This window comes from Streptomyces sp. NBC_00829 (genome assembly GCF_045161795.1).
Classification (GTDB): Bacteria; Actinomycetota; Actinomycetes; order Streptomycetales; family Streptomycetaceae; genus Streptomyces.
In genome coordinates this window covers 5,521,501-5,547,320 of sequence record NZ_CP108867.1, presented here as the reverse complement: position 1 = coordinate 5,547,320, position 25,820 = coordinate 5,521,501, and the positions used below count along the sequence as shown (strand labels likewise).

Genomic DNA, 25,820 nt, shown 5'->3' with positions numbered 1-25,820 from the left:
ACCGGAAGCCTCGGTCGGTGTATCCCTCACGTATTGGGCGACGCAACCGCGGACACGCGAAAAGCGCCCGTCCGGACCTCCGGCGGGCGCTTTCGCATGTCATACGGGACGACTACTGTCCGTTCCGGTCGTACCGGCTACTTCTTCGCCTTGCCGCCTTCGTCGCTGGACAGCACCGCGATGAAGGCCTCCTGCGGGACCTCCACGCTGCCGACCATCTTCATCCGCTTCTTGCCTTCCTTCTGCTTCTCCAGCAGCTTCCGCTTACGGGAGATGTCACCGCCGTAGCACTTGGCGAGGACGTCCTTGCGGATGGCGCGAATGGTCTCGCGGGCGATGACCCTGGACCCGATGGCGGCCTGGATGGGCACCTCGAAGGCCTGCCGCGGGATGAGCTCGCGCAACTTGGCGACGAGCCGCACGCCATACGCGTACGCCGCGTCCTTGTGCGTGATGGCCGAGAAGGCGTCGACCTTGTCGCCGTGCAGCAGGATGTCGACCTTGACCAGGCTGGACGCCTGCTCTCCGGTGGGCTCGTAGTCGAGGGAGGCGTAACCGCGCGTCTTGGACTTCAGCTGGTCGAAGAAGTCGAAGACGATCTCGGCGAGGGGGAGCGTGTAGCGGATCTCGACCCGGTCCTCGGAGAGATAGTCCATGCCGAGCAGAGTGCCGCGCCGGGTCTGGCAGAGCTCCATGATCGAGCCGATGAACTCGCTGGGCGCGAGGATCGTGGCCCGCACGACCGGCTCGTGGACCTCGGCGATCTTGCCCTCGGGGAACTCGCTCGGGTTGGTGACCGTGTGCTCGGAGCCGTCCTCCATGACCACGCGGTAGACCACGTTCGGGGCGGTGGCGATCAGGTCGAGCCCGAACTCGCGCTCCAGGCGCTCCCGGATGACGTCGAGGTGCAGCAGCCCGAGGAAGCCGACGCGGAAGCCGAAGCCGAGCGCGGCGGACGTCTCGGGCTCGTACACGAGCGCGGCGTCATTGAGCTGCAGCTTGTCGAGGGCGTCGCGCAGTTCGGGGTAGTCCGAGCCGTCCAGGGGATACAGGCCCGAGAACACCATCGGCTTGGGGTCCTTGTAGCCACCGAGCGCCTCTGTGGCGCCCTTGCTCAGGGAGGTGATCGTGTCACCGACCTTGGACTGCCGGACGTCCTTCACACCGGTGATGATGTAGCCCACCTCGCCGACGCCGAGACCGTCGGCCGGAGTCATCTCCGGGGAGGAGACACCGATCTCCAGCAGCTCATGGGTGGCGCCGGTGGACATCATCCTGATGCGCTCGCGCTTGTTGAGCTGACCGTCGACCACTCGCACATAGGTCACCACGCCACGGTAGGAGTCGTAGACCGAGTCGAAGATCATCGCGCGGGCGGGCGCGTCGGCGACGCCGACCGGGGCCGGGACGTCACGGACCACCCGGTCCAGCAGCGCCTCCACGCCGATGCCGGTCTTGGCCGAGACCTTGAGGACGTCCTCCGGCTGACAGCCGATGAGGTTGGCGAGTTCCTCGGAGAACTTCTCCGGCTGGGCGGCCGGCAGGTCGATCTTGTTCAGGACCGGGACGATCGTGAGGTCGTTCTCCATCGCCAGATAGAGGTTGGCGAGCGTCTGCGCCTCGATGCCCTGGGCGGCGTCGACCAGCAGGACCGTGCCCTCGCAGGCGGCGAGCGACCGCGACACCTCGTACGTGAAGTCCACGTGCCCGGGGGTGTCGATCATGTTCAGGATGTGGGTCCTGCGCTGGCCGGGCTCCTCGGTCGGAGCCCAGGGCAGACGGACCGCCTGGGACTTGATCGTGATGCCGCGCTCGCGCTCGATGTCCATCCGGTCGAGGTACTGAGCACGCATCTGCCGCTGGTCGACCACACCGGTCAGCTGGAGCATCCGGTCGGCGAGGGTCGACTTGCCGTGGTCGATGTGCGCGATGATGCAGAAATTGCGGATCAGCGCCGGGTCGGTACGGCTCGGCTCGGGCACGTTGGTAGGAATCGCGGGCACGCAGGGTCCTGATTCTTGAGACGCCGGGCGTCTCGTCTCGGGCGATGTCGGATCGATACGTAGCCTCCATGCTCCCATGGCTGCGGGGCTGCGCCCGGTTTGGGCCGTCCGGCGGACGACTGGTAGCCTGGGCAGCTGTGTCTCGTGCCCTCTCAGTACGGGACGCAACCTCAGAGATCAAAGATCATCGAACCTGAAAAGGCTCTTTCGTGGCGAACATCAAGTCCCAGATCAAGCGGAACAAGACCAACGAGAAGGCGCGCCTGCGCAACAAGGCCGTAAAGTCGTCGCTCAAGACCGCGATCCGTAAGGCCCGTGAGGCTGTCGCAACCGGTGACGTCGAGAAGGCCACTGTGGCCGTCCGTGAAGCGTCGCAGAAGCTGGACAAGGCTGTCTCCAAGGGTGTCATCCACAAGAACGCCGCCGCCAACAAGAAGTCGGCGCTGGCTGGCAAGGTTGGCTCCCTTCAGGGCTGAACCTCTTGATTGTCGCCGGTAGGGACTCAGCGGGCCCTCTCTTCCGCTCCTGATCCGGCATCCTTCGCGCCGCACGCGGCCTGCGTTCGCCACGCGGGTGCGGCGCACCAGCTTGAACCGTGGCCCCGGGCGCCGTCCTTCCCCAGGACGGCACCCGGGGCTTTCGGCGTTCTTGGGGCGGGGTTTGGGGGCGCGGGGTGGGGATGGGGACGGCATCGCGGCGTGGGGGGCGCGGCGTGGGCATCGCGGCGTGGGGGGGCGCGAGCGCGGGGTGGCGGTTGGCGCGAGGCGTCGGGCAAAGCGGCGCCCAGGCCCCGGCTTGCGCGGCGAAGCCAGCGCTCGGGGCGGGTCGGGGGCGCTCGGGGCGGGTCGGAGGGTGGGGGCGTACGCCGTGCTCCCACGTCGCTCCCCCGCAGGGGTTCGGGCCTGGCCTCGATTCGGCAAGGGACGGGGGTGGGGTGGGGTGACCGTCCCGCAGGGGCTACCGCCGTGCCCTCGCCGCGCGGGCTACCGCCACGACCGCCTTCTCCAGCGCATACTCCGGGTCGTCCCCGCCACCCTTGACCCCCGCGTCCGCCTCCGCAACGGCCCGCAGCGCTGTCGCCACCCCGTCCGGCGTCCAGCCCCGCATCTGCTGCCGCACCCGGTCGATCTTCCACGGCGGCATGCCCAGCTCGCGCGCGAGATCCGCGGGCCGTCCGCCCCGGGCCGACGAGAGCTTGCCGATCGCCCGGACACCCTGTGCCAGCGCGCTGGTGATCAGGACCGGTGCGACCCCGGTCGAGAGCGACCAGCGCAGCGCCTCCAGGGCCTCCGCTGCCCGCCCCTCCACGGCACGGTCGGCGACCGTGAAGCTTGAGGCCTCGGCCCGGCCCGTGTAGTAGCGCCCGACGACCGACTCGTCGATCGTGCCCTCAACATCGGCCGCCAGCTGGGAGGCCGCGCTCGCCAGCTCCCTCAGGTCGCTGCCGATGGAGTCGACCAGCGCCTGGCACGCCTCCGGCGTCGCCGACCTGCCAAGCGCCCGGAACTCCGACCGGACGAATGTGAGCCGTTCGGCAGGCTTCGTGGTCTTGGGGCACGCCACCTCGCGCGCCCCCGCCTTACGTGCCGCGTCCAGCAGTCCCTTGCCCTTCGCCCCACCGGGGTGCAGCAGAACGAGCGTGATCTCCTCCGCGGGCGCGTCGAGATACGCCTTGACATCCTTGATCGTGTCCGCGGACAGATCCTGTGCGTTCCGCACGACGACGACCTTGCGCTCGGCGAAGAGCGAGGGGCTGGTCAACTCTGCGAGAGTGCCCGGCTGGAGCTGGTCGGAGGTGAGGTCGCGCACGTCCGTATCGGCGTCGGCGGCACGGGCCGCCGCCACCACCTGCTGCACGGCACGGTCGAGGAGCAGATCCTCCTGGCCCACGGCGAGCGTGACGGGAGCGAGGGGATCGTCGGTCGAATTCTTCCTGGTGGCCATCGCGGTCCAGCATCCCACGCACCACTGACACCGCCCTCCGCCGTCAGGGCTCCTCGCGCCAGCCGTCCCACTCCTGCGCGAACTCGTCCAGCTTCGCCGGGTCGAACCGCTCCTCGGGGTCCTCGACGACCACCAGCCACTGCGCGTCCTCTGCGTCGTCCTCGCCCGCCAGGGCATCCCGTACGAGCAGGGGCTCCTCGGCGACTCCGAAACGGTCGCGAAGGGCCTCGGCCGCCTCCTCCGCGGCATCACGGTCGGGCAGGACCAGCACATGTCTCACAGCACTCACAGGGACATTGTTCAGGCTGCCCGGCCCGGAGCCGACGGCAGGCGGTCGAGCCGGATCCCGAAGTGCTCGCGATAGGCGTCCAGTACCGCCGCGTCGTCGGCCAGCGGCTCCTCGTGGCGCTCGCCGCGCACCGTGGTGATCAGCTTGTCGCCGCTGAGTGTGATCCGTCCTTCGGCAGTGAGCCGGGAGCAGACCGGGGACCTGGTGAAGTGCGAGTCGGGCGAGGTGGAGTGCCACCAGGCCCCGGCCGTGAAGTCGTCGAGGTCCCGGGGCCGCCGCTCCAGACGGAACTGCGGCTTCCCGTCCCGGTGGACATCGACGTCCCCGTTCTCCGGGACATCGACGATCCGGAACGTACCGCCCGGGTCCTCCTGATCACCCCGCTCGTCGAACACCAGCGGGTGGTGTGCGTGGTCGCCGAAGCCGACGTCTGCGAGCCACGGTCCTGTCGCGTCCGTCGTCTTGACCAGCAGTGCGAGATGGTCGTACGCGATGCCGAGCCGCCCGCCCTCGCCGAAGACGCGGCCCTGCAGCAGGCTGACGGTGAAGCCGAGGTCGCGCAGCAACATCGCGAACGCGCCGTTCAGTTCGTAGCAGAGCCCGCCGCGCCGTGCCTCCACGATCTTCGCGAGCAGAGCCTTCTCCTCCAGGTCGATGCCGTCGCCGAGATGGATGGCGAGGTTCTCGAAAGGCACGGTCAGCAAGTGGCGGATCTGCAGGTCCCGCAGCGCTTCGGCGTCGGCGCGCTCCGGGCGGCTCGCCCCGATACGGCGCAGGTAGGCGTCCATGAGGGAGAGTCTGACGCGTGGGACGCCCGCCCGCCATGGAGCGCTGGTCCCAAGGCCTTTCGCCCGAGGCGCACGGGACCACCGGCCGTGGCGCGGTTTCCGAGAGACGGGGCTCGGGAGCGCTTTGCCGGGCGGGACCGGCGCCGGCCGAACCCGGGAGAGCTCGGCGCCGGGGCAGGACCGGCGCGGGCACGGCTGGGTGCACACCTCACGGGTCAATACGCCTAAGGCGGATCCGGGCCCCGGGGGACCGCCCGCAGATCCTTGCCGCCTCCCGTCACAGCGATCGCCCCGTCCGTGTCCGTGCGCAGCACCACGGCTCCCCCGGCGCGCAGCGCGCCGACCGTACGAGGGGAGGGGTGGCCGTAGGTGTTGTCGCGACCCACCGAGATCAGCGCCAGCCTCGGCCGAACGCCGTGCAGCAGGCCGGGATGCTGATGTGCGGAGCCGTGGTGGGCGACCTTGAGGACATCGACGGGCGGCAGGACCGGAAATGCCCGCAACAGTCCTCGCTGGGCCGGTGGCTCCAGGTCACCGAGAAGCAGCAGGGTGGGACCGTCCTCGATCCGTACGAGCAGCGTGACGCTCGCGTCGTTCGGGCCGTCCGGTGCTTCGACAAGGCCGGGTCCGAACGGCTCGCCGGGTCCGACCAGGCCGGGACCGGAACCCGCGGGCGGCCACAGCACCTGCCAGGCCAGCCGCCCTGCCCTGCGCCGCTCCCCGGCCCCCGCGCGGACCACCGGTACCCCTGCGGCGGCGCTCGCCCTCCGGACGAACTCGCTCTGCTCGCGCGGCTCGTCGAATGTCGTCGTCTGGACAGCACCGACGGATCTGCCACGCAACACCCCGGGCAGCCCCCGGACATGATCCGCGTGGAAGTGTGTCAGCAGCACCAGCGGGATGCGAGTGACGCCCAGATCGCGCAGGCACCTGTCGGCGAGCTCCGGGTCGGGTCCCGCGTCCACGACCACGGCCGCGCCCTCGCCCTCGCCCTCGCCCGCGGCGAGGACCGTGGCATCACCCTGGCCGACATCGCATATCGCAAACGACCAGTCCGGTGGCGGCCAGCCGCTGATGCTCCTGGTGAGCGGCGCTGGGCGCAGTACGGCGCAGACAAGCAGCAGTGCGCAGGCGCCGACGGCCCAGGGGTGCCGTGGAAGCCTTCGCGCAACAAGGGCGCCTATGACAGTGACGGCGGCCAGCAGAAGCCCGCCGGTCCAGCCGCCCGGCCAGTCGGCCTGAGCCCCCGGGAGCGCCGCCCCCGTGCGCGCGACGGAGGCGAGCCACCCGGCGGGAAACCCAGCGCACCAGGCCGCCGTCTCGGCGACCGGCATCGCGACCGTCGCTGCGGCGAGGGCCGCGAACCCGAGAACCGTGGCCGGCGCGACCGCGAGTTCGGCAACCAGATTGCAGGGGATCGCCACCAGGCTGACCCTGGCTGCGAAGACCGCCACCACGGGAGCACACACGGCCTGAGCCGCCGCTGCCGCGCCCAGCGCCTCGGCGAGCCGGGGCGGCACGCCTCCGCGCCGGAGTGCCGCGCTCCAGCGGGGGGCGATGGTGAGCAGGGAGCCCGTGGCCAGCACGGAGAGCAGAAAGCCGTAACTGCGCGCGAGCCATGGGTCGTACAGGACGAGCAGCAGCACCGCTGCTGCCAGAGCAGGGATCAGGGACCTGCGGCGCCCGGTGCCGATGGCCAGCAGCGTCACCGTCCCGCAGGCCGCCGCACGCAGCACGCTCGGCTCCGGTCGGCACACGATCACGAACGTGAGTGTGAGCGCACCGCCGAGCAGCGCGGCTCCGCGCAGTGTGATGCCCAGCCGAGGTGCCAGCCCACGCCGTTCGGCCAGCAGGGCGGTGCCTGGCGGTCCGATCAGCAGCATGAGAACGACGCTCAGATTGCTGCCTGATACGGCGAGCAAATGCGTGAGATCCGTTGCCTCGAAAGCCTCCTGAAGATCAGGGGTGATCTGTGAGGTGTCCCCAACGACCAGTCCCGGGAGCAGAGCCCTGGCGTCCGGGGAGAGCCCATCCGTCGCCCGGCGCAGTCCCGCCCTGAGCCCTCCCGCCGTTTTCTGGAGAGCGGTCGGCGGGCCGATGATCTCCGGGGGACGGCCCCCGCCGGGCCGCAGGACGGCTGCCACCCGGTCGTCGGCCTGCGGTGGCGCGAGACGTCCGGCGACTCTCAGGCGGGTGGAGGGCAGGAGTCTGCGCCACTGTTCGGCGGATCCTCCCGGCCCGGCCGACGCGCGCGCCGCCGGCACGATCAGCAGGACGGGTGTCCGCGTCACGGTCACGGCGCCGACGGGCGTCGTCACGCGCGTCGCCTCCGCATCCACCACCACGAACCGGCCCGCCATGTGATCGCCGCTGACCCGCGGCCGAGTGAGCCGTGGATCGGAGGAGACGGTCAACTCGACAGTGGCGTAGCGGTACTGGCTCGCCAGCTCCGGCAGCGGACCACGCCGCAGATCCGCGCCGTGCAGTCCGGCCGAGGCAGCGCCCGCGGCAGCGCACAGCAACACCGCAGCCAGAGCGGTGGTGTTGAGCCGCCGTCCGCGCCGACCGGGCTGCGCTTCCTCAGCGCCCGGAACGGCGTCTGTGCCTGCGCCTCTGCCTGCGCCAGCTCCAGCTCCAGCTCCAGCTCCAGCTCCAGCGACCATGCGTGCACGGATCGCCCTGGCGAGAGCAGGAGCAGCCCTCGCCAGGGCGGGAGCCGACAACAGCCCCGCCACGACGGCGCAGGCCGTCACTCCCACCGCCGTGCACCACCCCCGCGCGCCCACCGCGAGCGCTGCCGCGATCCAGGCGGCCAGGGCCGGCGGCACCAGCCGTAGATCGGCCGGGGCCTCCTGCCACGGGTCCGCCGCCCCCAGCCGATGGCCCGACTCGGCGTGCACCGCGGGGCGCGTCACAGCCGTACGCGCTCGCCCCGTGTCCGTATGAGCGGCCGGAGATGCGTCCGCGCGGGCTGACGTCGCGTTCCCGGGAGCCCGAGACACGTCCGTGCGAGCCCGAGTGGTACCCGAACCAGCCTGAGTCATGTCCGTACGCCCGCGAGTCATGGGCGTACGAGGGTCTGGAGGTCCGCGAACCGGCGGTCGCCGATTCCGTCGACCTCGTGGAGTTCGTCGACCGACCGGAAACCCCCGTGCTGGGTGCGGTAGTCGACGATGTGCTGCGCCAGGACGGGACCAACCCCGGGCAGGGAGTCGAGTTGCTCCGCCGTCGCCGCGTTGAGACTCAGCGGTCCTGTGGGCTGTGCCCCGGCCTGGCCGCTGCCGGTCATCGGCGTCGCGGGAACACCCACCACCACCTGCTCCCCGTCCATGAGCACCCGCGCCCGGTTGAGCCCGGTCATGTCCGCGCCGGGCGTGGCTCCTCCCGCCGCCCGTAGCGCGTCGGCGACCCGGGAACCGGCCGGCAGCCGAAGAACCCCCGGCCGCCGCACCTTGCCGCTCACATCGACGACGACCCGCCTGCCGGAGACCGGATCGGCCGACGACGGTGGCCGGGGCCCTGGCGTGGCCGCGCCCTGTTGGAGCAGCTCAGGCGCGCGTACTGTCTCCGGCCGCCCCGACCAGTAGTGCTGGGCGGCAAAGACGACGGCCGCCACGAGCACGACAGCCATCGCGGCGAGGGGTCTGGGTTCGAGCCCGCATCGGAGCTGCATCCACAGCGGCAACCGCTCGCGCACCGCAAGGACCACTCGCTGCCGGGCGCCCGGGCCGATGTCGACATCCGCGGCCGCAACACCGACCGCATCGGCGGGCAAGCGCCCAACTGCCGCGCCAGGACCGGCACCAGGACCCGCACCCGCACCCGCACCCGGGGCAAGACGTGGAACAAGGCTCGGTGGGAGGCTGGTGCCGGCGCCCCGCAGTCCGGTGTCTTCGTGTGCAGGACCGCGCGGCCCTGCGAACAAGGCGTCCGCCCGACGTCGCAGTGCCACGCTCGACGGCGTACCCACGCGCCTTCCGCGGCCGTGAACAGTCCGGCGTAATCCCCGACCAGGGCCGCCGCCGAGGCCTGAACCTGCGCCGCCGGCGGCGCGTCTGGTGTGAGCGCGCCCGTCTCGGGCACGACTGTCCGAAGCCGGGGCGCGCCCCGGCCCACTCGTTGCGGAACCTGTTCTCAGAGCCATGACACAGGACGGTAGGCACATCCACCCGAACCCGCTGAGCAGGGCCAATTTCCGTGGACAACCGCCCCGTTGTGGATATCTCGGTCACCCGCACGGGCGACGGCGGTACGTCAGCGCGGCGAGACCACGGCGGCCAGAAGCCCCGGACCCGTGTGCGCACCGATCACGGCGCCTACTTCGCTGACATGCAGATCGACCAGGCCAGGGACGCGTTCCCGCAGGCGCTCAGCGAGCGCCGCAGCCCGTTCCGGCGCGGCCAGGTGGTGCACGGCGATATCCACGCTGCTCGTCCCCGCCCGGTCGACGACGATCTCTTCGAGCCGGGCGATCGCCTTCGACGCCGTACGCACTTTCTCCAGCGGCTCGATCCGGCCGCCGTCCAGTTGCAGAATCGGCTTCACCGCGAGCGCCGAGCCCAGCAGTGCCTGCGCGGCCCCGATCCGGCCGCCGCGGCGCAGATAGTCCAGGGTGTCGACGTAGAAGTACGCGGACGTGCCGGCCGCCCGCTTCTCCGCGGCGGCGACCGCCTCGTCGAGCGTGCCGCCCCCTTCTGCCGTCTCGGCGGCGGCAAGAGCGCAGAATCCGAGGGCCATGGCGACCATCCCGGTATCCACCACCCGCACCGGCACCGGCGCGTCCTTGGCGGCGAGCACCGCGGCGTCGTAGGTTCCGGAGAATTCGCCTGACAGATGCAGGGAGACGATCGCGGTCGCTCCGGCCTCGGCCCTGGCGCGGTACGCCTCGGCGAACACCTCGGGGCTCGGCCGGGACGTGGTCACCGGGCGTCGCTTCTGCAATGCCAGTGCCAGCGAGCGGGCCGAGATCTCGGTGCCCTCCTCAAGTGCCTGATCGCCAAGTACGACGGTGAGCGGCACCGCGATGATGCCGTGGCGCTCCATCGCCGGCGGCGGCAGGTAGGCCGTTGAATCGGTGACGATCGCGACATGGCGGGACATGAGCGGGAGGTTACCCGCAGGCGCGGCCGTCCGGCAGCCCGGGCCCTCGCCGACGATCGCGTCGCCGTACCCGGCGGATCAGTTCGTGGTCTCCGGGCGGGCGGTCTTCTGCCAGGGGTGGGTCGTGTGCTGTCGGTGATCGCGCGCCGTGATCGCCGACGGCTGCTCGGCGACCGTGTGCCCGGGGCCGGTGCCGGCACCGCGCGCATCCGGCGTGTGCGAGGACTCCGGCCGGGTCCGCTCCGCCGCTCCGGCAGCGCGCCCCGCCTCGGGCCAGGACGTGGCAGTCGCCCCGGTCTCCCCGTCCGCCGGACGACCGTCCGCCGAATCCGGCTCCGCCCAGTGCCGCAATGCCCCAGCCTCCACGTCGATCTGCGCGCTCAGCGCGTCAAGATCGTCGTCGGCGAACTTCTGGGCACGGTCCCGCGCCGCCCACCGCAGGGACTCTGCGGAGCGTGTGATCCGTTCCATACGCTCACGCAGCCCGGGAAGCAGCGACGCGACCGTGGCACGGTCCGGCTCGCGCTCCAGGCGCTTCAGCTCGTCGTCGAGTTCATGGCCGTGCACACTCAGCCGCTGGAAGAGGCCGAGCGACTCCGAGAGGGAGGCGTCCTCCGCCGCGCCCGCGTGCAGCGCGTCCTGCGTCGCCCGCATCGACGTACGCAGTGAAAGCCGCAGCTGCGCCAGCTCTCCGACCACACCGCCCTGCCCGTAGCTCTTCGCCCGCAGGGTGGTCTCCTCAACCGTGCGGCGGGCCTGTGTGACCGTGCGCTCCACACCTCGCTTGGCGGCGCCGATGACCTTCACGCTGACATACACCCCCAACGCCACAAAGGCGACGAAAAGCAGCGCCAGTATCAGAATCGCGGCTTCCATGAGCGCCCCTCCGGCGTCGGATGTTGTCCCTCCACCGTAAACGGAACGGGCAGGCGGAGGGTTCCGTCGGAACCCCCAACCTGCCCGTAGGGGAAACCCCTGGGGAGCCGTTTCCGGCCGTCACAGGGTGCCGTCACACGGGTATCGCCCCCTGTGAGCGGGACAATCGCCGCGCCTGGAGCACCTGTGTGCCTGCCCTTCGGATCTTGCGGGCTCGCATGCACCGGTGCCGCGCTGTCGGAGGAGGGAGGCATGGTTCCGCCATGCCTCCCTCCTCCGCCGATCCGGCCTGATCCAATCGAAAAGAAAGGCCGCCCTACGCCGGGACGATGTTGACCAGCTTGGGCGCGCGCACGATGACCTTGCGGATGCCCGCACCGCCCAGCGCAGCGACGACCGCAGCGTCACTCAGTGCCAGCGCCTCCAGCTCCTCGTCCGAGATGGACGGGGAGACCTCCAGCCGTGCCTTCACCTTGCCCTTGACCTGCACCACGCAGGTCACGGACTCGTCCACGACATAGGCGGGGTCGGCGACCGGGAAGTCCTGGTGCACGACCGAGTCGCCGTGCCCCAGCTTGTGCCACAGCTCCTCGGCGATGTGCGGGGCCAGCGGGGCGATCAGCAGCACCAGCCGCTCCGCCACGCTCCGCGACAGCGGGCCGCCCACCTTGGTCAGATGGTTGTTCAGCTCGGTGATCTTGGCGATGGCGGTGTTGAAACGCAGCGCCGCCATGTCCTGGCCTGCTCCGTCGATCGCCTTGTGCAGCGCACGCAGCGTCGCCTCGTCGGCCTCGGAGTCGACGACGGTGACCTCGCCGGTCGCCTCGTCCACCACGTTGCGCCACAGCCGCTGCAGCAGGCGGTACTGGCCGACGACGGCCCGGGTGTCCCACGGCCGCGAGACATCCAGAGGACCCATGGCCATCTCGTACAGACGCAGCGTGTCCGCGCCGTACTCGGCACAGATCTCGTCCGGAGTGACGGCGTTCTTCAGGGACTTGCCCATCTTGCCCAGCTCACGCTTGACGGGTTCGCCCTCGAAGGAGAACTTCCCCTCGCGCTCCTCGACCTCGGCCGCCGCCACCGGGAAGCCCCGCTCGTCCCGGTAGACGTAGGCCTGGATCATGCCCTGGTTGTACAGCTTGTGGAACGGCTCGACCGACGAAACATGCCCCAGGTCGAACAGCACCTTGGACCAGAACCGCGCGTACAGCAGGTGCAGCACGGCGTGCTCCGCGCCGCCGACGTACAGGTCGACACCGCCGTGCGGCAGGCCCTCGCGCGGACCCATCCAGTACTGCTCGATGGCCGGGTCGACCAGCTTCTCGCTGTTGTGCGGGTCCAGGTAGCGCAGCTCGTACCAGCACGAACCGGCCCAGTTGGGCATGGTGTTGGTCTCGCGGCGGTAGCGCTTGACGCCGTCACCCAGGTCCAGCTCGACGTCGACCCATTCCTCGTTTCGCGACAGGGGCGTCTCGGGCGTGGTGTCCGCGTCGTTGGGATCGAACGTGCGGGGGGAGTAGTCGTCGACCTCAGGCAGCTCCAGCGGCAGCATCGACGGGGGCAGCGCGTGCGCGATGCCGTCCTCGTCGTAGACGATCGGGAAGGGCTCGCCCCAGTAGCGCTGCCGGCTGAACAGCCAGTCACGCAGACGGAAGTTGACCGTGCCCTCACCGATTCCGCGTGCGGTCAGCCACTCGGTGATCCTCGCCTTGGCCTCGGCGACATCCAGCCCGTTCAGGGAGATGTCGTCGTTGGCGGAGTTGATCGCGGGTCCCTGGCCGGTGAACGCCTCGCCCTCCCAGCCGTCCGGCGGCCGGACGGTACGGATGATGGGCAGCTCGAAGGCCTCGGCGAACTCCCAGTCACGCTCGTCCTGGCCGGGGACGGCCATGATCGCGCCGGTGCCGTAGCCCATCAGCACATAGTCGGCGACGAAGACCGGGATGCGTCCCCCGGTGACCGGGTTCAGGGCGTAGGCGCCGGTGAAGACGCCGGTCTTGTCCTTGTGCTCGGTCTGCCGCTCGACATCGCTCTTGGTCTGGGCATGCTTGCGGTAGGCGGCGACCGCCTCGGCGGGAGTGGCCGCGCCGCCCGTCCATGCCTCCTTGACGTCCTCGGGCCACTCGGCCGGGACGATGGAGTCGATCAGGCCGTGCTCGGGCGCCAGGACCATGTATGTGGCGCCGAACAGGGTGTCGGGGCGCGTGGTGAAGACGGTGATCTGCGCGTCGTCGCGGCCGTCGACGGAGAAGAGGACGCGCGCGCCCTCGCTGCGGCCGATCCAGTTGCGCTGCTGCAGCTTGATCGCCTCGGGCCAGTCCAGCCCGTCCAGGTCGTCCAGCAGACGGTCGGCGTAGGCCGTGATGCGCATGTTCCACTGGCGCAGCTTGGACTTGAAGACGGGGAAGTTGCCTCGCTCGGAGCGCCCGTCGGCGGTGACTTCCTCGTTCGCCAGCACGGTGCCCAGTCCCGGGCACCAGTTGACGGGCGCGTCGGAGGCGTATGCCAGCCGGTAGCCGCCCAGCACGTCGGCACGCTCCTTGGCGCTCAGCTCGCTCCACGCGCGCGTGGAGCCGGGCACGGCGCGCTCACCGCTCTCGAACCGCGCCACCAGCTCGTCGATCGGGCGGGCCTTCTGCGCGTCCTCGTCGTACCAGGAGTTGAAGATCTGCAGGAAGATCCACTGGGTCCACTTGTAGTACTCGGGGTCGATCGTCGCGACCGACCGGCGCTGGTCGTGGCCCAGGCCCAGCCGGCGCAGCTGCCGCTTCATGTTCTCCATGGCGGCTTCGGTCGACACCCGGGGGTGCGTGCCGGTGGCGACCGCGTGCTGCTCGGCGGGCAGGCCGAAGGCGTCGAAGCCCAGGGTGTGCAGGACGTTGTGCCCGGTCATGCGCTGGTGACGGGCGAAGACGTCGGTGGCGATGTAGCCCAGCGGGTGGCCGACGTGCAGACCCGCGCCCGAGGGGTACGGGAACATGTCCATGACGAACTTCTTGGGCTTGGCAGCGAGGGCCGGGTTCCCCGCCAGGTCGCCGGTCGGGTTGGGCGCCTCATACGTGCCCTCCGCCTCCCAGACGTCCTGCCAGCGTGCCTCGATCTCGGCGGCCATGGCAGCCGTGTAGCGGTGCGCCGCGCCCATATCGATGGGCGCACCTCCCGCGCTGAAGGCTGCGGGGGAGGAATTCGTCTCGCTCATGATCTTTGAAGCTCCATCGATTCGTCTCTGCCAGCGGATTCCAAAACGAAAAAACCCCTCGCACAGGAGGGGACGCCGCGCCGATTCCGACCGGATCTTTCATCCGTCGGGACTGATCAGCGCGGCTCGCTAAGCAGAAGGCGTACGGCACGCATGGCGCCAGGGTACCGCAGGGAGCGAACCCGCCGCATGGCATCGGCCTCGAGGAGCCCTGGAGGGGCGGCACTACCCGAGAGTCAAGATCCATAGGGAAGGCGGCCCACGCATCCACACTTCCCACACCGAAGTCCTACCGAACCTACGCCGAACTCGCGCCGAACCCACGCCCGAATCACCTGGCGCACCGCGCACCCCCCTCACACGCTCCCGGCGCGCGCCCCGCGCCGATCCCCGGCGCACCGCCCGAAGGAGCGCCCGACGGGACCGCGGACAGGACTCAAGGGGAGCAAGTTACTCCGCGTATCACCCCTATACGGGGCAACCTCAGAGTCAGTTCACTGTGGTTCCGCTCTCTAAACGCTCAAATCTCGAACCACTCAGTATGGGTCGACTTAGCATGCGTCAACGGGACCGCATTTCCCGCACCATTCGGAGTCGCCCCATGAAGCCTTCTCGCAAGAGCCGTTCATCGCCAGCGCCGAGCCCCGGGCTCAGCCGCCCCGTCCAAGGCGGCCTGACCGCGGCGGCGTTGGTGCTCATACCCCTGCTCGCCGTCACCGGCAGCGACAGCTTTCGCGCCGCACTCGACTTCACCACCGGGGTTTTGTCCCTGTTGTCCTTGACCGCTTCCGTGGCATGGGGTCTGCTCGCCACGGACCGGCTACTGCTCTCCACCCGCCACCGCCTGCTCGCACAGGCCATCCACCGGACCACCGCGGTCGCCTCACTCGGCTTCCTGCTGCTGCACGCCACTGTGAAGGTGTCACTGGGGCACGTGGAACTGATCGGCGCCCTTGTCCCGTTCGGGCTCGGCATCACGGGTACATCCGCCCTGATCGGATTCGGCTCGCTGGCCGGCTTCCTCATGGTGGTCGCCGGCACGACCGGTGCCCTGCGCAGCGCTCTCGCGGCCAACGTCCGCGTGGCGGGCCGCTGGCGTCCGCTGCACATGCTGGCCTACCCGGCCTGGTGCTTCGCCCTGGTCCACGGCCTGTACACCGGTCGGCCCGCGGCGACTTGGGTGGTCGCGATGTACTGCGTGGCACTCGCCGGCGTCGCAGGAGCCGTAGCACTGCGGATGCTGCCGCGCACGATGCAACGGCGCATCGCCAACAAGGTCATCTCGGTGATCGGGTCGGCTGCCGACAGGTCTACGGCGCCGGACAACGCACGGCGCGACCTGAACGCCTCCCCCCTCCCCGGCACGAGCGGTGTGACGGCTCCGGCCGGACTCAACGGCATGAACGGCATCCCCTCCCAGCGCCAGTACGAGGCGGAGTTCCAGCGCGAGTCCCCCCTCCGCCAGGCGCGCGCGCAGACCCCGAGGCTCGCGGCCCCCTCGCCCCAGCTCTACGAGGCCCCGCCGCCCCCGGAGCGCGAGCCGCTCACCGGCAGCAGCGCGGGCACCGGTCCCAGCACCGGCACGGGCATCTCCGCCGCGTACCGCGCCGTCTCTCTCGGCGCCGACCCGGCGGCCCCGCTGGCCGAACGCATTCCGATGACCGAAGAGATACCCGTCGTTTCGGAATCGGGTCCGCCGCCGCGCCAGTGGCCCACGCCGTCGCCCCCGCCGCCCGCGCAGGCCATCCGGCCCGAGCCGACCGAGCTCCCCGCCCCCCCGGCCTTCGAGCCTCCTGCGGCATACGCTGCGCCTGCTCCCTCGTACGACGCCCCCGCGTACGAGCCTGCTCCCTCGTACGGCGCCCCCGCGTACGAGCCCGCCCCCTCGTACGGCGCCCCCGCGTATGAGCCCGCCCCCTCGTACGACGCCCCCGCGTACGAGCCCGCCCCCTCGTACGACGCCCCCCCGTACGAGCCCACGTCCACCTACAACCCCATGTCCTCGTACGACTCCCTCTCCCCTTACGGGACTTCCTCCTCGTACGCCGCCCCGTCCGCTTACGACCCCGCTCCCCCGTACGAAGCAAATCCCTCCCCGTACGCCCCCGGCACCCCCGAGGCGTACGACGAAACAGCGCAGATGCCCGGACTCTTTCCGCCCCCGGCAGGGGAGCCCTGGAATGCGCCCGCAGGAGACCGACCGTGAACGCCCCCCTTCCTGATGTCCCCGAGGTACGAGTCGTCGGCCTTCCTCAGCTGACGCAGGGGTTCGACCTTGTCGAGCGACTCGATCTCCCCATGCATCTCAAGGTGCACGGCCCTCTTGAACCCGTGACCGGCGAGCGGCTCGCCCAGCTCGCCGAAGAGATATCCCTGACGGGCCGCGGCGGCGCGGGATTCCCCTTCGGGAAGAAGCTCCGCGCTGTCGCGAAGTCAGCCATCCGGCGCGGGGTGCGGCCCGTCGTCGTCGTCAACGGCAGTGAGGGCGAGCCCGCCTGCCGCAAGGACACCGTTCTGCTCAACCGCGCTCCCCATCTGATCCTCGACGGCGCCCTGCTGGCCGCCGAAGCGCTCGGCGCGCGCACTCTGGTCGTCGCGGTCACGCGCAACTCCACCGAGGTCTCCATGCGCGCCGCACTGGCCGAGCGCGGACTGTCCGACCGGCGCGGGCAGCAGCTGCGCGCGCGGGTGGTGCGCACCCCGGAGCGCATGGTCTCCGGGGAGGCCTCCTCCGTCATCCGCGCCGTCAACGGCGGCCCCGCCCTGCCCCCCGGCCGCCGTGAGCGCGCCTCCGAAACGGGTGTCGGCGGAGCCCCGACCCTGCTGTCCAACGCGGAGACGTTCGCGCAGCTCGCCGTCGGCGCCCGCATCGGCTCCCGCCGCTACAACCACACCGGCCTGGACAGCGAGCCGGGCACGGTCATGCTGACCATCTCCGGAGCCGTGGCGCGCCCCATGGTGGTCGAGGTCCCCACGGGGGTGCCGCTGCGGTACGTACTGCAGCTCGCGGGCGCCCCGCCGCTTCCCCAGGGCGTGCTCACCGGCGGCTACCACGGCAACTGGATCGACTCCGCCGCCGTCCACGAGTCCGTGGTGTCCAAAGCGTCCCTGGCGGCCGTGGGCGGCGCACTGGGCGCGGGAGCAATCCTCCCGATCGGCCCCGAGACCTGCCCCCTGGGCGAGGCGCTGCGGGTGGCCAACTGGCTCGCCGCGGAGACCGCGGGTCAGTGCGGCCCCTGCAAGCTGGGTCTGCCGGCCGCTGCGGGCGGTCTGTCGGACGTGATGAACGGCGGTGGCCCTGCCGCCCTGGAGGCCCTGAGGGAGGTCACACAGGCCGTCAAGGGCCGTGGCGCGTGCAAGCACCCCGACGGCTCGGCGCGCTTCTTCGCCTCGACCCTGTCCGCCTTCACGGACGACCTCGCCGCCCATGTGCTCCACGGCGGTTGCGGACGCGAGACGACCGGCGTGCTGCCGCTCCCGCTGCCCGGTTACGAGGAGGCCGAAGAGTCGATTCCCAGCGGTGAGAAGGTCTTCATCGACTGGACGCTCTGCCAGGGCCACGGGCTCTGCGCCGACATCATCCCGGAGTTGATCAGGCTGAACCCCGACGGCTTCCCGTCGGTGGCCGACGCGGTCGTCCCAATGCACCTGCAGGGAGCCGCACAGCGCGCGGTGCGCCGCTGTCCCGCACTGGCGATGCGTATCGAGCAGATGCCGTCCGAGCGGGGCGGCCCGGCACCATCGGGCCGTCGGGAGCTGCCCAGCAGCAACCGCAAGGCCCTTGGCAGCGGCCGGGGTTGACGGACATGAAGAAGCGGGCCACCCGATCCGGGTGACCCGCTTCTTCATGCTTACCGCTCTGTACTGCTTCTGTGGAGCTAAGGAGAATTGAACTCCTGACCTCCTGCATGCCATGCAGGCGCTCTACCAACTGAGCTATAGCCCCGTGCGATGTGCCGTTCGGCGTGAAGCTTCCCCCGCTCGGCGACGTCGACAACATTACACGCTCCCCCCGGTGCACCACCAAATCGTTTCCGGCCCGCTCTGACATGACGGACAAGACGGGGCATTGCGCCGTCGACGATCAAGCAGTGGCGAAGGAGTAGAACCGCTTCAGAGTGCAGTGCTCATCGAGAAGCCGGCCATAGATCGGCTCCCCTTCCAGCTCTCTGTACGTCTCGATGGGGTCGCCTTTTATGATCAGCGCCCGCGCGCACTCCTCACACCAGTACTGGTACTCGGGATTGACCGGGTCCATGTCCCGGACGATGGGCGTACCACTGCCGCACCAGTCGCATTTACGCCTGTGTGCACCCATCATTCAGCTCCAGCTATGGCCGCAGGCCGTGCACACGTAGGACACTCCGCCATTGTCGCCGAGGACTTGGGCCACATACGCCGATCCGCAGGAAGGGCAGTTGAGAAGAGCTCGCGCCTCCGCCGCGGCAAGCAGGTCCTCATCGGCCTCCTCGCTCCTGCTGGCGGACATCGTGCTCTCCCTCCCGTCCTGGCCGGTGTCCCCTCCGGCCGTCCGATTCTGCCATGGCCACGCAAGGGCGTCAGCGACGATTGCGCACCAGCCCGGCCTCCGCACCCAAGATCGAAGCGGCTGCGGGTGACCGGGCGCACACTCACAGCGCCTCTCCTTGTCACCAGGCAGGCCCGACTCGGGAGAAATTCGGCGGGAGGCCGCGTGAAAGACACCGGAGAACGCCGTGGAGGCCCCCGGACGGGCCCAGGAGAAGGCGGGTCGCACCTGGCCCCCACCCGGCGCCGGCGACCCGGCGAGGGGCCGCACAGCGGCGGCGGCGAGGCCGGACCCGTACCGAACTCGACGAGCCCGGCGCGGAGTTGCAGGGCCGAGGTCCAGCACGATGGAGGATGTGAACTGCGCGACAGTGCGCGTAGCCGGGCACGGGGGAACGCGAAATCCCGCCCTCTGACGAGGACGGGATCCGGATTGTGGAGCTAAGGAGAATTGAACTCCTGACCTCCTGCATGCCATGCAGGCGCTCTACCAACTGAGCTATAGCCCCGTGTGTTCTTCGCGCTCCGCGCTGCGAACAAGAAGAACTTTAGCCTGCGACCTGCCGGAAAGTGAAATCCGGAGGTACGGGCCCGGATACGGGCCCGGGCCGGATCAGTCGTCGTCGCCGAGAACCGGTTCCGGCAGTGTGCCGGCGTTGTGCTCAAGGAGCCGCCAGCCACGCGCGCCCTCGCCGAGCACCGACCAGCAGCAGTTGGAGAGGCCGCCGAGGCTCTCCCAGTGGTGGGACTCCAGACCGAGCAGCCGGCCGATGGTGGTACGGATGGTGCCGCCGTGGCTGACGACGACGAGAGTGCCTTCCTCGGGAAGCTTCTCGGCATGGTGCAGCACCACGGGAGCGGCCCGGTCGGCGACCTCTGTCTCCAGTTCACCGCCGCCCCGGCGCACGGGCTCGCCGCGCTTCCAGGCTGAGTACTGCTCTCCGTGCCGCTCGACGATCTCCTCGTGGGTCAGCCCCTGCCAGGCACCCGCGTAGGTCTCGCGCAGGGCGGAGTCGTGCGAGACGTCGAGCCCGGTGATCTGGGCCAGCTCGGCCGCCGTGGCCGCCGCCCTCTTGAGGTCGGAGGCGACGATCACATCCGGCCGCAGGGAGGCGAGGAGCCGCGCGGCCCGGCGCGCTTGGGCGACGCCGTCCTCTGTCAGGGCGATGTCCGTGGACCCCTGGAAGCGCCGCTCCAGGTTCCACGCGGTCTGGCCGTGCCGCCACAGGACGACGCGGCGGCCCGTCCTGCGCCTGCCCGCGTCCGCCGCGCCGTGCGTTCTCGTGTCCGTCCCGCTCAGCTCAGCTCACCGTCCGGGTCACCGGTGAGCCGGGCGTGCTCCTCGGCCTTGCCGCGGGTCTTCAGCGCGTCCTCGGGGAGGGGCAGCTCGGGGCAGTCCTTCCAGAGCCGCTCAAGGGCGTAGAAGACACGCTCTTCGCTGTGCTGGACGTGCACGACGATGTCGACGTAGTCGAGCAGGATCCAACGGGCGTCCCGGTCGCCCTCGCGGCGCACGGGCTTGGCGCCGAGCTCCTTGTTCAGCCGCTCCTCGATCTCGTCGACGATCGACTTGACCTGGCGGTCGTTGGGCGCGGAGGCGAGCAGGAAGGCGTCGGTGATCGACAGCACGTCGCTGACGTCGTAGGCGATGATGTCGTGCGCGAGCCGGTCGGCAGCCGCCTGTGCGGCGGTGCTGACGAGCTCGATGGAGCGATCCGTGGCGGTCACAAGCAGGCTTTCGTCGGCGGTCAGGTACCCCTCAAGGGTCTCACGGACCGCCGACAGCCCTCGCCGCGATTAACGAAGCTTGATCATCCGCGCCGTCCGCAGGCCGCCGCCGGTCGCCGTCACGCGCCGCCGTCCTTGACCTTGTAGTCCTTGCCGAGGACGACCGAGACATCGGCGTTGGCAGCGGCCACGCCCTTCTTCACCACGCTTACCGGCAGCCCCAGGGTCTTGGCGACCTCCACCGCCTTGGCCCTCTGCGCCTCGTTGCCGTAGGTGACCTGCGAGGTGGACCGGGTGTCCGCCTTGCCGCCGTCGAGCACCGCGTAGCCGCCGTTGACCAGATCGATCCTGGCCTTCTCCGTGGCGCCTGCGTTCCCGGTGCCGTTCTTGATCCCCACGCGGACGGCCGCGTCCTTGTCGGGCGGGGTGACCGAGCCGCCCAGGATGTCCTTGACGACGCTGTCGGCGGCCTGCTCGGTGAGCGTGCCGTCCTGCTGGACCGGAAGCAGTGCCGTCTTGTAGTCGCCGCCCTTCGCGTGCTCGGCGAGCTTGGCGAGGGAGGCTCCCAGGTCGCTCTCGCGCAGCGACGGGTCGAGGATCTGCGCAAGGGTCTCCACGGTGACGGTCGCCGACTTGGGGTCGTCCGGGAACTTCTTGAGGACGGCCTGCATGACCTGACCGAAGCGCTGGAGCTGCTTCGCCTCGGCCTCTGCGGGCCCGAGGTAGGTGGCGTACGCGACGGCCGAGCGCCCGTTCAGCGTCTGGTTCTCGCCCTTCTTCACCAGCGGCGCCTCGCCCTTCTTGGCGCCGGGCACCTCGGTGTCGGTGGTCAGGTCGATGGTGCCGACCAGTTCGACCAGGTTCTCCAGGTACGGGGTGTCGAGCCGCCAGGTGCCGGTGATCTTGGCGCCGAGCAGGGTGCCGATCGCCTCCCGAGTGCCCGTCGAGCCGTCGTCCTCGACGGACTTGCCGAGGGTGGTCGCGGTGCCGTCGTCGTTGGCGACGGAGAGCGAGTTGGGCAGCAGAACGGTGGTGCCCTGCCGGGTGGTGGAGTTGTCGACGAGGAGGGCGGTGGAAGTGCCCTTCTTCTTGGTGTTGTGCAGATGTACCACGATCACGTCCCGCTTCTGCGGTCCGGCGGCCGTGGTGTTCTTCTTGTCGGTGTCCGAGAGGCCGGGGACCTTGCCCGCGTACCAGAGGTAGCCGACTCCGCCGACGACGGCGAGAGCGAGCACCATGACGAGCGCGACGACGCGGTTGCGGCTGCGGCGCTTGGCCTCCTCGCGCCGTTCCGAGCGGGACTCGGTGAAGTTCAGCCAGTCGATGACGTCTTCGGAGTCCTCGTCCGGCTCTTCGATGAACGAGAACTGCTCGGCGCGGTCGTCACGATCGGCGGCGGGGCGGCGCTGCCCCGGCACGGCGGCCTGGTCGGCGCCCGGCCCCTGCTCGGGCTCGGGCGTCCGCGCGGGCGGCTCGTTCGGGGCCGGGTGCTGCTGCGGAATGGTCCACTGGCCGGTGGTGCCGACGGCGGCGGACTGCTGACCGGTGTCGTAGCCGTAGCCCTCGTAGCCGTAGCCCTGACTGTGCTGGGACTGGCTCTGGCCGTAAGGGTCGTACTGCTGCTGCGACCCGTCGTACCGATGGGCCTGGTCGTACTGCTGGGCCTGGTCGTACTGCGTCTGCTGCTGGGCGTACGGGTCGTAGCCGTATCCCTGTCCCTGGCCGGGCTCCTGCTGTTGCTGTTGCTGTTGCTGAGGGTGCTGCGACTGGTGCTGCGCGTAGGGATCGTACTGCTGGGGCTGCTGATAGACCGGCTGCCCGTACTCGTCGTAGCCGATGATCTGCGGCTGCTGGTAGTACGGGTCGTACGGGTTCTGCTGGTCGTTCACCGGTGCCCCTCTCCGTGGCTCACTCGCCGCGGTACAGCTGGCGCTTGTCGATGTAGCGCACCACACCGTCCGGAACCAGGTACCAGACCGGATCGCCCGACGCGACCCTGGCCCGGCAGTCGGTCGACGAGATCGCCAGCGCGGGAATCTCCACCAGGGAGACACCGCCCTCGGGCAGCCCGTCGTCGGTCAGATCGTGCCCCGGCCGGGTCACACCGATGAAGTGGGCAAGCGAGAAAAGCTCTTCGGCGTTGCGCCAGCTGAGGATCTGCGACAGTGCGTCGGCTCCGGTGATGAAGAAAAGATCCGCGTTCGTATGGATGGAACGCAAGTCCCGCAGCGTGTCGATCGTGTACGTCGGCCCGCTGCGGTCGAGGTCGATACGGCTCACCGAGAACTGCGGGTTCGACGCCGTGGCGATGACCGTCATGAGGTAGCGGTCCTCGGCAGCGGACACCGTCTTGTGGGACTTCTGCCACGGCTGCCCGGTCGGCACGAACACCACCTCGTCGAGGTGGAACAGGGCGGCCACCTCACTGGCGGCCACCAGGTGTCCGTGGTGGATCGGGTCGAACGTCCCACCCATCACACCGATTCGGCGCTTGCCGGAACCGGAACCTGTAGGCACTTCCTGCTCTCCCATGCGTGCAGAGCCTACTGGCACGCCGGAACGGCGCCTGTCGGCGGTCGCGAACTCAGCGGTCGCGGTTGAAGCGCGTGGTGATCCACAGCAGCAGGAGCAGCGCGGCGAAGGCACCGCCACCAGTGAGGTACGGGCTGAGGCTTTCGTGGTTGCCACCGTGCTCAGCGCCCTCGGCGAGAGTGACCAGGTTGGCGGCGGTGCTGGCGAGGCTCATCTTCAGCAGGACCTATCGATCGGGAGTCGGAGCTCGGGAATCGGACGGAGCGGAGAGACTTCGCGCACATCGTATGCGGGCCGCCCGGGCACGCTCACGCCGACTCAGTCGTTGTCACCGTCGTCGGCGCCGTTCCCCCGGTAGCCGCGCAGCAAAAACCAGGCGAGCAGCGCCGCTCCGACGATCGATGTGATCAGCAGGATGCGCAGCGTGCTGCCCGGTCCCTGCTGCTCGGATGCGGCGGCGAGCAGTGCGGCGGTGTCCGGCATGTCGGGTGTACTCCTCAGTTATCCACAGCCCCCGTCACACCGTAGCCCCAGCACCTACGCTGGGGTCCGTCAGGGGGACGAGCCGGAATTCGCACCACTCAGGGGCAACAGGGGGCTTGAATGACCGAAAGCAGTCACGAGAACGTGCCGAGCAGGCAGCGCAAGCGCTTCGCCGGTATCTCCTCTCGGGCGTACGAACATCCCGCGGACCGCTCGGCGCTGGTCGCTCTGCGCAAGCTCAGCGGCTTCGACACTGTCTTCAAGGCGTTGAGCGGACTGCTGCCGGAGCGCAGTCTGCGACTACTCTTCCTCTCCGACTCCGTGCGTGTGAGCGACGCTCAGTTCGCCCACCTCAACACCATGCTGAGGGACGCCTGCTACATCCTGGACCTGGAGAAGGTCCCCGCGATGTATGTCACGCAGGACCCGCGGCCCAATGCGATGTGCATCGGTCTCGACGAGCCGATCATCGTGGTCACCACCGGTCTGGTGGAACTGCTCGACGAGGAGGAGATGCGTGCGGTCGTCGGCCACGAGGTGGGCCACGCGCTCTCCGGCCACTCCGTCTACCGCACGATCCTGCTCTTCCTCACCAACCTCGCTGTGAAGGTCGCGTGGATCCCGCTCGGCAATGTCGCGATCATGGCGATCGTCACGGCACTGCGTGAGTGGTTCCGCAAGTCGGAGCTCTCGGCGGACCGCGCCGGACTGCTGGTCGGCCAGGACCTGCATGCCTCGATGCGTGGGCTGATGAAGATTGCCGGTGGCAACCATCTGCACGAGATGAACGTCGACGCGTTCCTGGAGCAGGCCGAGGAGTACGAGGCGGGCGGCGACCTGCGCGACTCGGTGCTGAAGATCCTCAATGTGCTTCCCCGCTCGCACCCGTTCACCGCGGTCCGTGCGGCCGAGCTGAAGAAGTGGGCCGCGAGCCGCGACTACCAGCGGATCATGGACGGTCACTACCCACGGCGCGCGGAGGACAAGGACGCCTCGGTGTCCGACTCCTTCCGCGAGTCCGCCTCGCACTACGCCGAGACGGTGCGCACCAGCAAGGACCCGTTGATGAAGCTGGTAGGCGACATAGCCGGCGGCGCGGGCGACCTCGGCGGCAAGCTGCGGGACAAGTTCACCGGCGCGGGACCGGGCGGCGGCGCGGGCTCGGGCGGGACGAACGGCAACGGCAGCGGGCCGGCCGCAGAGGGCGGATCCGGGAGCGCTCAGGGCGAGGGCTGAGCGGACGGCGCGAGCGCGCCGCAGAGGGCGGCGGTGGCCTGGCCCGTCGCGTACGGGTCGGTGCCTGCCGGGAAGCCCGCACTCGCCCGCTCGCCGGCGAGCAGGGGGCGCAGGGCGCCGGTCGCGTCCGCCGAGCAGGCCTGCGGTCCGGCCTGGACGTAGCTGGCCCGGAGTTCCGCGCGGTGCTGGTGGAGATCTTCGCGGTCGAAGCGGAAGTGCAGCTCACGGCGGACGGTGAACAGTGAGGCCTCGGCTCCGGGGCCGCTCACTCCCACCGGGCGCAGCGCATAGGCGAAGGTGTGGTCCGACGTCACCTCCAGGGCGTCGGGCCCCACCTCGGCGAAGCGCAGCGTGCCCTGGACCCTTACGCCGGGATCGGCCAGCGCCACCTTCGCCGGGTCGAAGCGGACCAGCCACCCGGTGGCGGCATGGCGGCCGTCGGCTGCCGGGACCGACATGCTCCGGTCGAACTGCTCCAGCTGATCGGGATCGAGCAGCACCCGCACGGGGCGCACCGAGCCGCCGGTGAGGACGACGGGGTCGAGGGAAGACCTGACGAGGTAGTCCTTCGCCGTGGTCAGGGCCGTCATGACCTGGCTCTCCGAGAAGTTCTTGGTGCGCCGGGCGCCGGGCAGATTGATGCCCGAGGCTCCGATACGGAAGTTCGCGGCGGGGCTGTGCGCATAGAGGTCGGCGGGAGTGCCGCCGGGGACGGGGCCCTGGGGTGCGAGGGGAATGAGGGTGATCCGCAGCTGCTCGGCCGACGTGAGCACCGGCGCCGTGTAGGGATGGCGGACGCCGAGATAGATCGCGGTTCCGAAGGCCATCGCGACCAGCAGGACAAGCACGAGGATCTGCTTCGATCCGGTTCGGTGGCTCCAGGCGGGGAGGCTGCGCACAGCGCGCGCGTGCTCGCCCATCCGTTCCTGCGCGGAGAATTCCTGCAGCCGCGCAGCCCGTACAAACGATTCGTCGAAGACGACGGATCGGTACTCGTCCTCACCACCGCCGGGGAGTCCCTCGGGTGTCCCCTCAGGCGGGTCTCCGCGCCCAGCCATACCTTCAGGGTAGGTCCGTCAAGCCCCCGATAAACGCGCTGGTGCGCGACAATG

At 70.1% G+C, this 25,820-nt stretch carries 22 protein-coding genes and 2 tRNA genes; 4 read left to right on the top strand and 20 right to left on the bottom strand.

Annotated elements, in window-relative coordinates:
- Nucleotides 1-137 precede the first annotated feature (137 nt).
- On the bottom strand, nucleotides 138-2,003 hold the full coding sequence (gene lepA, locus OG293_RS24585; protein WP_406000945.1) for a translation elongation factor 4: 1,866 nt from the start codon (nucleotides 2,001-2,003) through the stop codon (nucleotides 138-140).
- 209 nt (nucleotides 2,004-2,212) lie between these two features.
- Here lepA and rpsT point away from each other — a divergent pair, with 209 nt between their 5' ends.
- Nucleotides 2,213-2,479, top strand: coding sequence for a 30S ribosomal protein S20 (rpsT, locus tag OG293_RS24580; RefSeq protein ID WP_406000944.1), 267 nt, complete (start codon nucleotides 2,213-2,215; stop codon nucleotides 2,477-2,479).
- Between the two features lie 481 nt (nucleotides 2,480-2,960).
- Here the strand turns inward: rpsT and holA are convergent, their stop codons facing one another.
- From holA to leuS, 8 genes are all read right to left on the bottom strand, one after another.
- Entirely contained in the window at nucleotides 2,961-3,947 is a 987-nt protein-coding gene (gene holA, locus OG293_RS24575; RefSeq protein WP_406000943.1) for a DNA polymerase III subunit delta, read from the bottom strand.
- Between the two features lie 43 nt (nucleotides 3,948-3,990).
- Nucleotides 3,991-4,236, bottom strand: a complete 246-nt coding sequence (locus OG293_RS24570) for a hypothetical protein (RefSeq protein WP_406000942.1) — start codon at nucleotides 4,234-4,236, stop codon at nucleotides 3,991-3,993.
- 11 nt (nucleotides 4,237-4,247) lie between these two features.
- On the bottom strand, nucleotides 4,248-5,024 hold the full coding sequence (locus OG293_RS24565) for an arylamine N-acetyltransferase (protein ID WP_406000941.1): 777 nt from the start codon (nucleotides 5,022-5,024) through the stop codon (nucleotides 4,248-4,250).
- Between the two features lie 224 nt (nucleotides 5,025-5,248).
- Complete coding sequence (locus OG293_RS24560; RefSeq protein ID WP_406000940.1) at nucleotides 5,249-7,939, bottom strand: ComEC/Rec2 family competence protein; 2,691 nt, start codon at nucleotides 7,937-7,939, stop codon at nucleotides 5,249-5,251.
- A 146-nt stretch (nucleotides 7,940-8,085) separates the two neighbouring features.
- On the bottom strand, nucleotides 8,086-8,799 hold the full coding sequence (locus tag OG293_RS24555) for a helix-hairpin-helix domain-containing protein (RefSeq protein ID WP_406000939.1): 714 nt from the start codon (nucleotides 8,797-8,799) through the stop codon (nucleotides 8,086-8,088).
- 479 nt (nucleotides 8,800-9,278) lie between these two features.
- Complete coding sequence (locus OG293_RS24550; protein ID WP_406000938.1) at nucleotides 9,279-10,124, bottom strand: DegV family protein; 846 nt, start codon at nucleotides 10,122-10,124, stop codon at nucleotides 9,279-9,281.
- Nucleotides 10,125-10,202: 78 nt separating this feature from the next.
- Nucleotides 10,203-11,000, bottom strand: coding sequence for a hypothetical protein (locus OG293_RS24545; protein ID WP_406000937.1), 798 nt, complete (start codon nucleotides 10,998-11,000; stop codon nucleotides 10,203-10,205).
- A gap of 316 nt (nucleotides 11,001-11,316) precedes the next feature.
- The gene (leuS, locus tag OG293_RS24540; protein ID WP_406000936.1) at nucleotides 11,317-14,202 is read right to left on the bottom strand and encodes a leucine--tRNA ligase; all 2,886 of its coding nucleotides are present in this window, start codon (nucleotides 14,200-14,202) and stop codon (nucleotides 11,317-11,319) included.
- 691 nt (nucleotides 14,203-14,893) lie between these two features.
- Here leuS and OG293_RS24535 point away from each other — a divergent pair.
- Nucleotides 14,894-16,408, top strand: a complete 1,515-nt coding sequence (locus OG293_RS24535) for a hypothetical protein (RefSeq protein WP_406003699.1) — start codon at nucleotides 14,894-14,896, stop codon at nucleotides 16,406-16,408.
- Complete coding sequence (locus tag OG293_RS24530) at nucleotides 16,405-18,003, top strand: ferredoxin (RefSeq protein WP_406000935.1); 1,599 nt, start codon at nucleotides 16,405-16,407, stop codon at nucleotides 18,001-18,003. Before OG293_RS24535 ends, OG293_RS24530 begins: the two co-directional genes overlap by 4 nt.
- Nucleotides 18,004-18,075: 72 nt before the next feature.
- Here the strand turns inward: OG293_RS24530 and OG293_RS24525 are convergent.
- From OG293_RS24525 to OG293_RS24480, 10 genes are all read right to left on the bottom strand, one after another.
- A tRNA-Ala gene (locus OG293_RS24525) sits at nucleotides 18,076-18,148 on the bottom strand.
- 138 nt (nucleotides 18,149-18,286) lie between these two features.
- A complete protein-coding gene (locus OG293_RS24520) occupies nucleotides 18,287-18,520 on the bottom strand; it encodes a hypothetical protein (RefSeq protein ID WP_026277450.1) in 234 nt (77 codons plus the stop codon).
- 3 nt (nucleotides 18,521-18,523) lie between these two features.
- A complete protein-coding gene (locus tag OG293_RS24515) occupies nucleotides 18,524-18,691 on the bottom strand; it encodes a hypothetical protein (RefSeq protein ID WP_406000934.1) in 168 nt (55 codons plus the stop codon).
- Nucleotides 18,692-19,165: 474 nt separating this feature from the next.
- A tRNA-Ala gene (locus OG293_RS24510) sits at nucleotides 19,166-19,238 on the bottom strand.
- Between the two features lie 104 nt (nucleotides 19,239-19,342).
- Complete coding sequence (locus OG293_RS24505; RefSeq protein WP_406003698.1) at nucleotides 19,343-20,029, bottom strand: histidine phosphatase family protein; 687 nt, start codon at nucleotides 20,027-20,029, stop codon at nucleotides 19,343-19,345.
- Nucleotides 20,026-20,457 carry a ribosome silencing factor gene (rsfS, locus tag OG293_RS24500; RefSeq protein ID WP_406000933.1) on the bottom strand — a complete coding sequence of 144 codons (432 nt, stop codon included), beginning with the start codon at nucleotides 20,455-20,457 and terminating at the stop codon, nucleotides 20,026-20,028. Before rsfS ends, OG293_RS24505 begins: the two co-directional genes overlap by 4 nt.
- A 119-nt stretch (nucleotides 20,458-20,576) precedes the next feature.
- Nucleotides 20,577-22,346: an LCP family protein gene (locus tag OG293_RS24495; RefSeq protein WP_406000932.1), complete on the bottom strand. Its 1,770-nt coding sequence runs from the start codon at nucleotides 22,344-22,346 to the stop codon at nucleotides 20,577-20,579.
- 19 nt (nucleotides 22,347-22,365) lie between these two features.
- A complete protein-coding gene (nadD, locus tag OG293_RS24490; protein ID WP_406000931.1) occupies nucleotides 22,366-22,989 on the bottom strand; it encodes a nicotinate-nucleotide adenylyltransferase in 624 nt (207 codons plus the stop codon).
- Nucleotides 22,990-23,041: 52 nt separating this feature from the next.
- On the bottom strand, nucleotides 23,042-23,203 hold the full coding sequence (locus OG293_RS24485) for a hypothetical protein (protein WP_406000930.1): 162 nt from the start codon (nucleotides 23,201-23,203) through the stop codon (nucleotides 23,042-23,044).
- A gap of 104 nt (nucleotides 23,204-23,307) precedes the next feature.
- Nucleotides 23,308-23,472 carry a hypothetical protein gene (locus tag OG293_RS24480; protein WP_406000929.1) on the bottom strand — a complete coding sequence of 55 codons (165 nt, stop codon included), beginning with the start codon at nucleotides 23,470-23,472 and terminating at the stop codon, nucleotides 23,308-23,310.
- 120 nt (nucleotides 23,473-23,592) lie between these two features.
- Here OG293_RS24480 and OG293_RS24475 point away from each other — a divergent pair, with 120 nt between their 5' ends.
- Nucleotides 23,593-24,708 carry a M48 family metallopeptidase gene (locus OG293_RS24475; RefSeq protein ID WP_406000928.1) on the top strand — a complete coding sequence of 372 codons (1,116 nt, stop codon included), beginning with the start codon at nucleotides 23,593-23,595 and terminating at the stop codon, nucleotides 24,706-24,708.
- Here OG293_RS24475 and OG293_RS24470 read toward each other — a convergent pair.
- Nucleotides 24,693-25,766: a hypothetical protein gene (locus OG293_RS24470; protein WP_406000927.1), complete on the bottom strand. Its 1,074-nt coding sequence runs from the start codon at nucleotides 25,764-25,766 to the stop codon at nucleotides 24,693-24,695. The two genes, OG293_RS24475 and OG293_RS24470, sit on opposite strands and share 16 nt — an antisense overlap.
- Nucleotides 25,767-25,820: the final 54 nt, after the last annotated feature.

Coding starts and splice junctions, on each gene's coding strand:
- holA (WP_406000943.1), bottom strand. CDS start 3,947: ATGGCCACCAGGAAGAATTCGACCGACGATCCCCTCGCTCCCGTCACG.
- OG293_RS24565 (WP_406000941.1), bottom strand. CDS start 5,024: ATGGACGCCTACCTGCGCCGTATCGGGGCGAGCCGCCCGGAGCGCGCC.
- OG293_RS24550 (WP_406000938.1), bottom strand. CDS start 10,124: ATGTCCCGCCATGTCGCGATCGTCACCGATTCAACGGCCTACCTGCCG.
- OG293_RS24545 (WP_406000937.1), bottom strand. CDS start 11,000: ATGGAAGCCGCGATTCTGATACTGGCGCTGCTTTTCGTCGCCTTTGTG.
- leuS (WP_406000936.1), bottom strand. CDS start 14,202: ATGAGCGAGACGAATTCCTCCCCCGCAGCCTTCAGCGCGGGAGGTGCG.
- OG293_RS24520 (WP_026277450.1), bottom strand. CDS start 18,520: ATGGGTGCACACAGGCGTAAATGCGACTGGTGCGGCAGTGGTACGCCC.
- OG293_RS24515 (WP_406000934.1), bottom strand. CDS start 18,691: ATGTCCGCCAGCAGGAGCGAGGAGGCCGATGAGGACCTGCTTGCCGCG.
- nadD (WP_406000931.1), bottom strand. CDS start 22,989: ATGGGAGAGCAGGAAGTGCCTACAGGTTCCGGTTCCGGCAAGCGCCGA.
- OG293_RS24485 (WP_406000930.1), bottom strand. CDS start 23,203: ATGAGCCTCGCCAGCACCGCCGCCAACCTGGTCACTCTCGCCGAGGGC.
- OG293_RS24480 (WP_406000929.1), bottom strand. CDS start 23,472: ATGCCGGACACCGCCGCACTGCTCGCCGCCGCATCCGAGCAGCAGGGA.
- OG293_RS24475 (WP_406000928.1), top strand. CDS start 23,593: ATGACCGAAAGCAGTCACGAGAACGTGCCGAGCAGGCAGCGCAAGCGC.
- OG293_RS24470 (WP_406000927.1), bottom strand. CDS start 25,766: ATGGCTGGGCGCGGAGACCCGCCTGAGGGGACACCCGAGGGACTCCCC.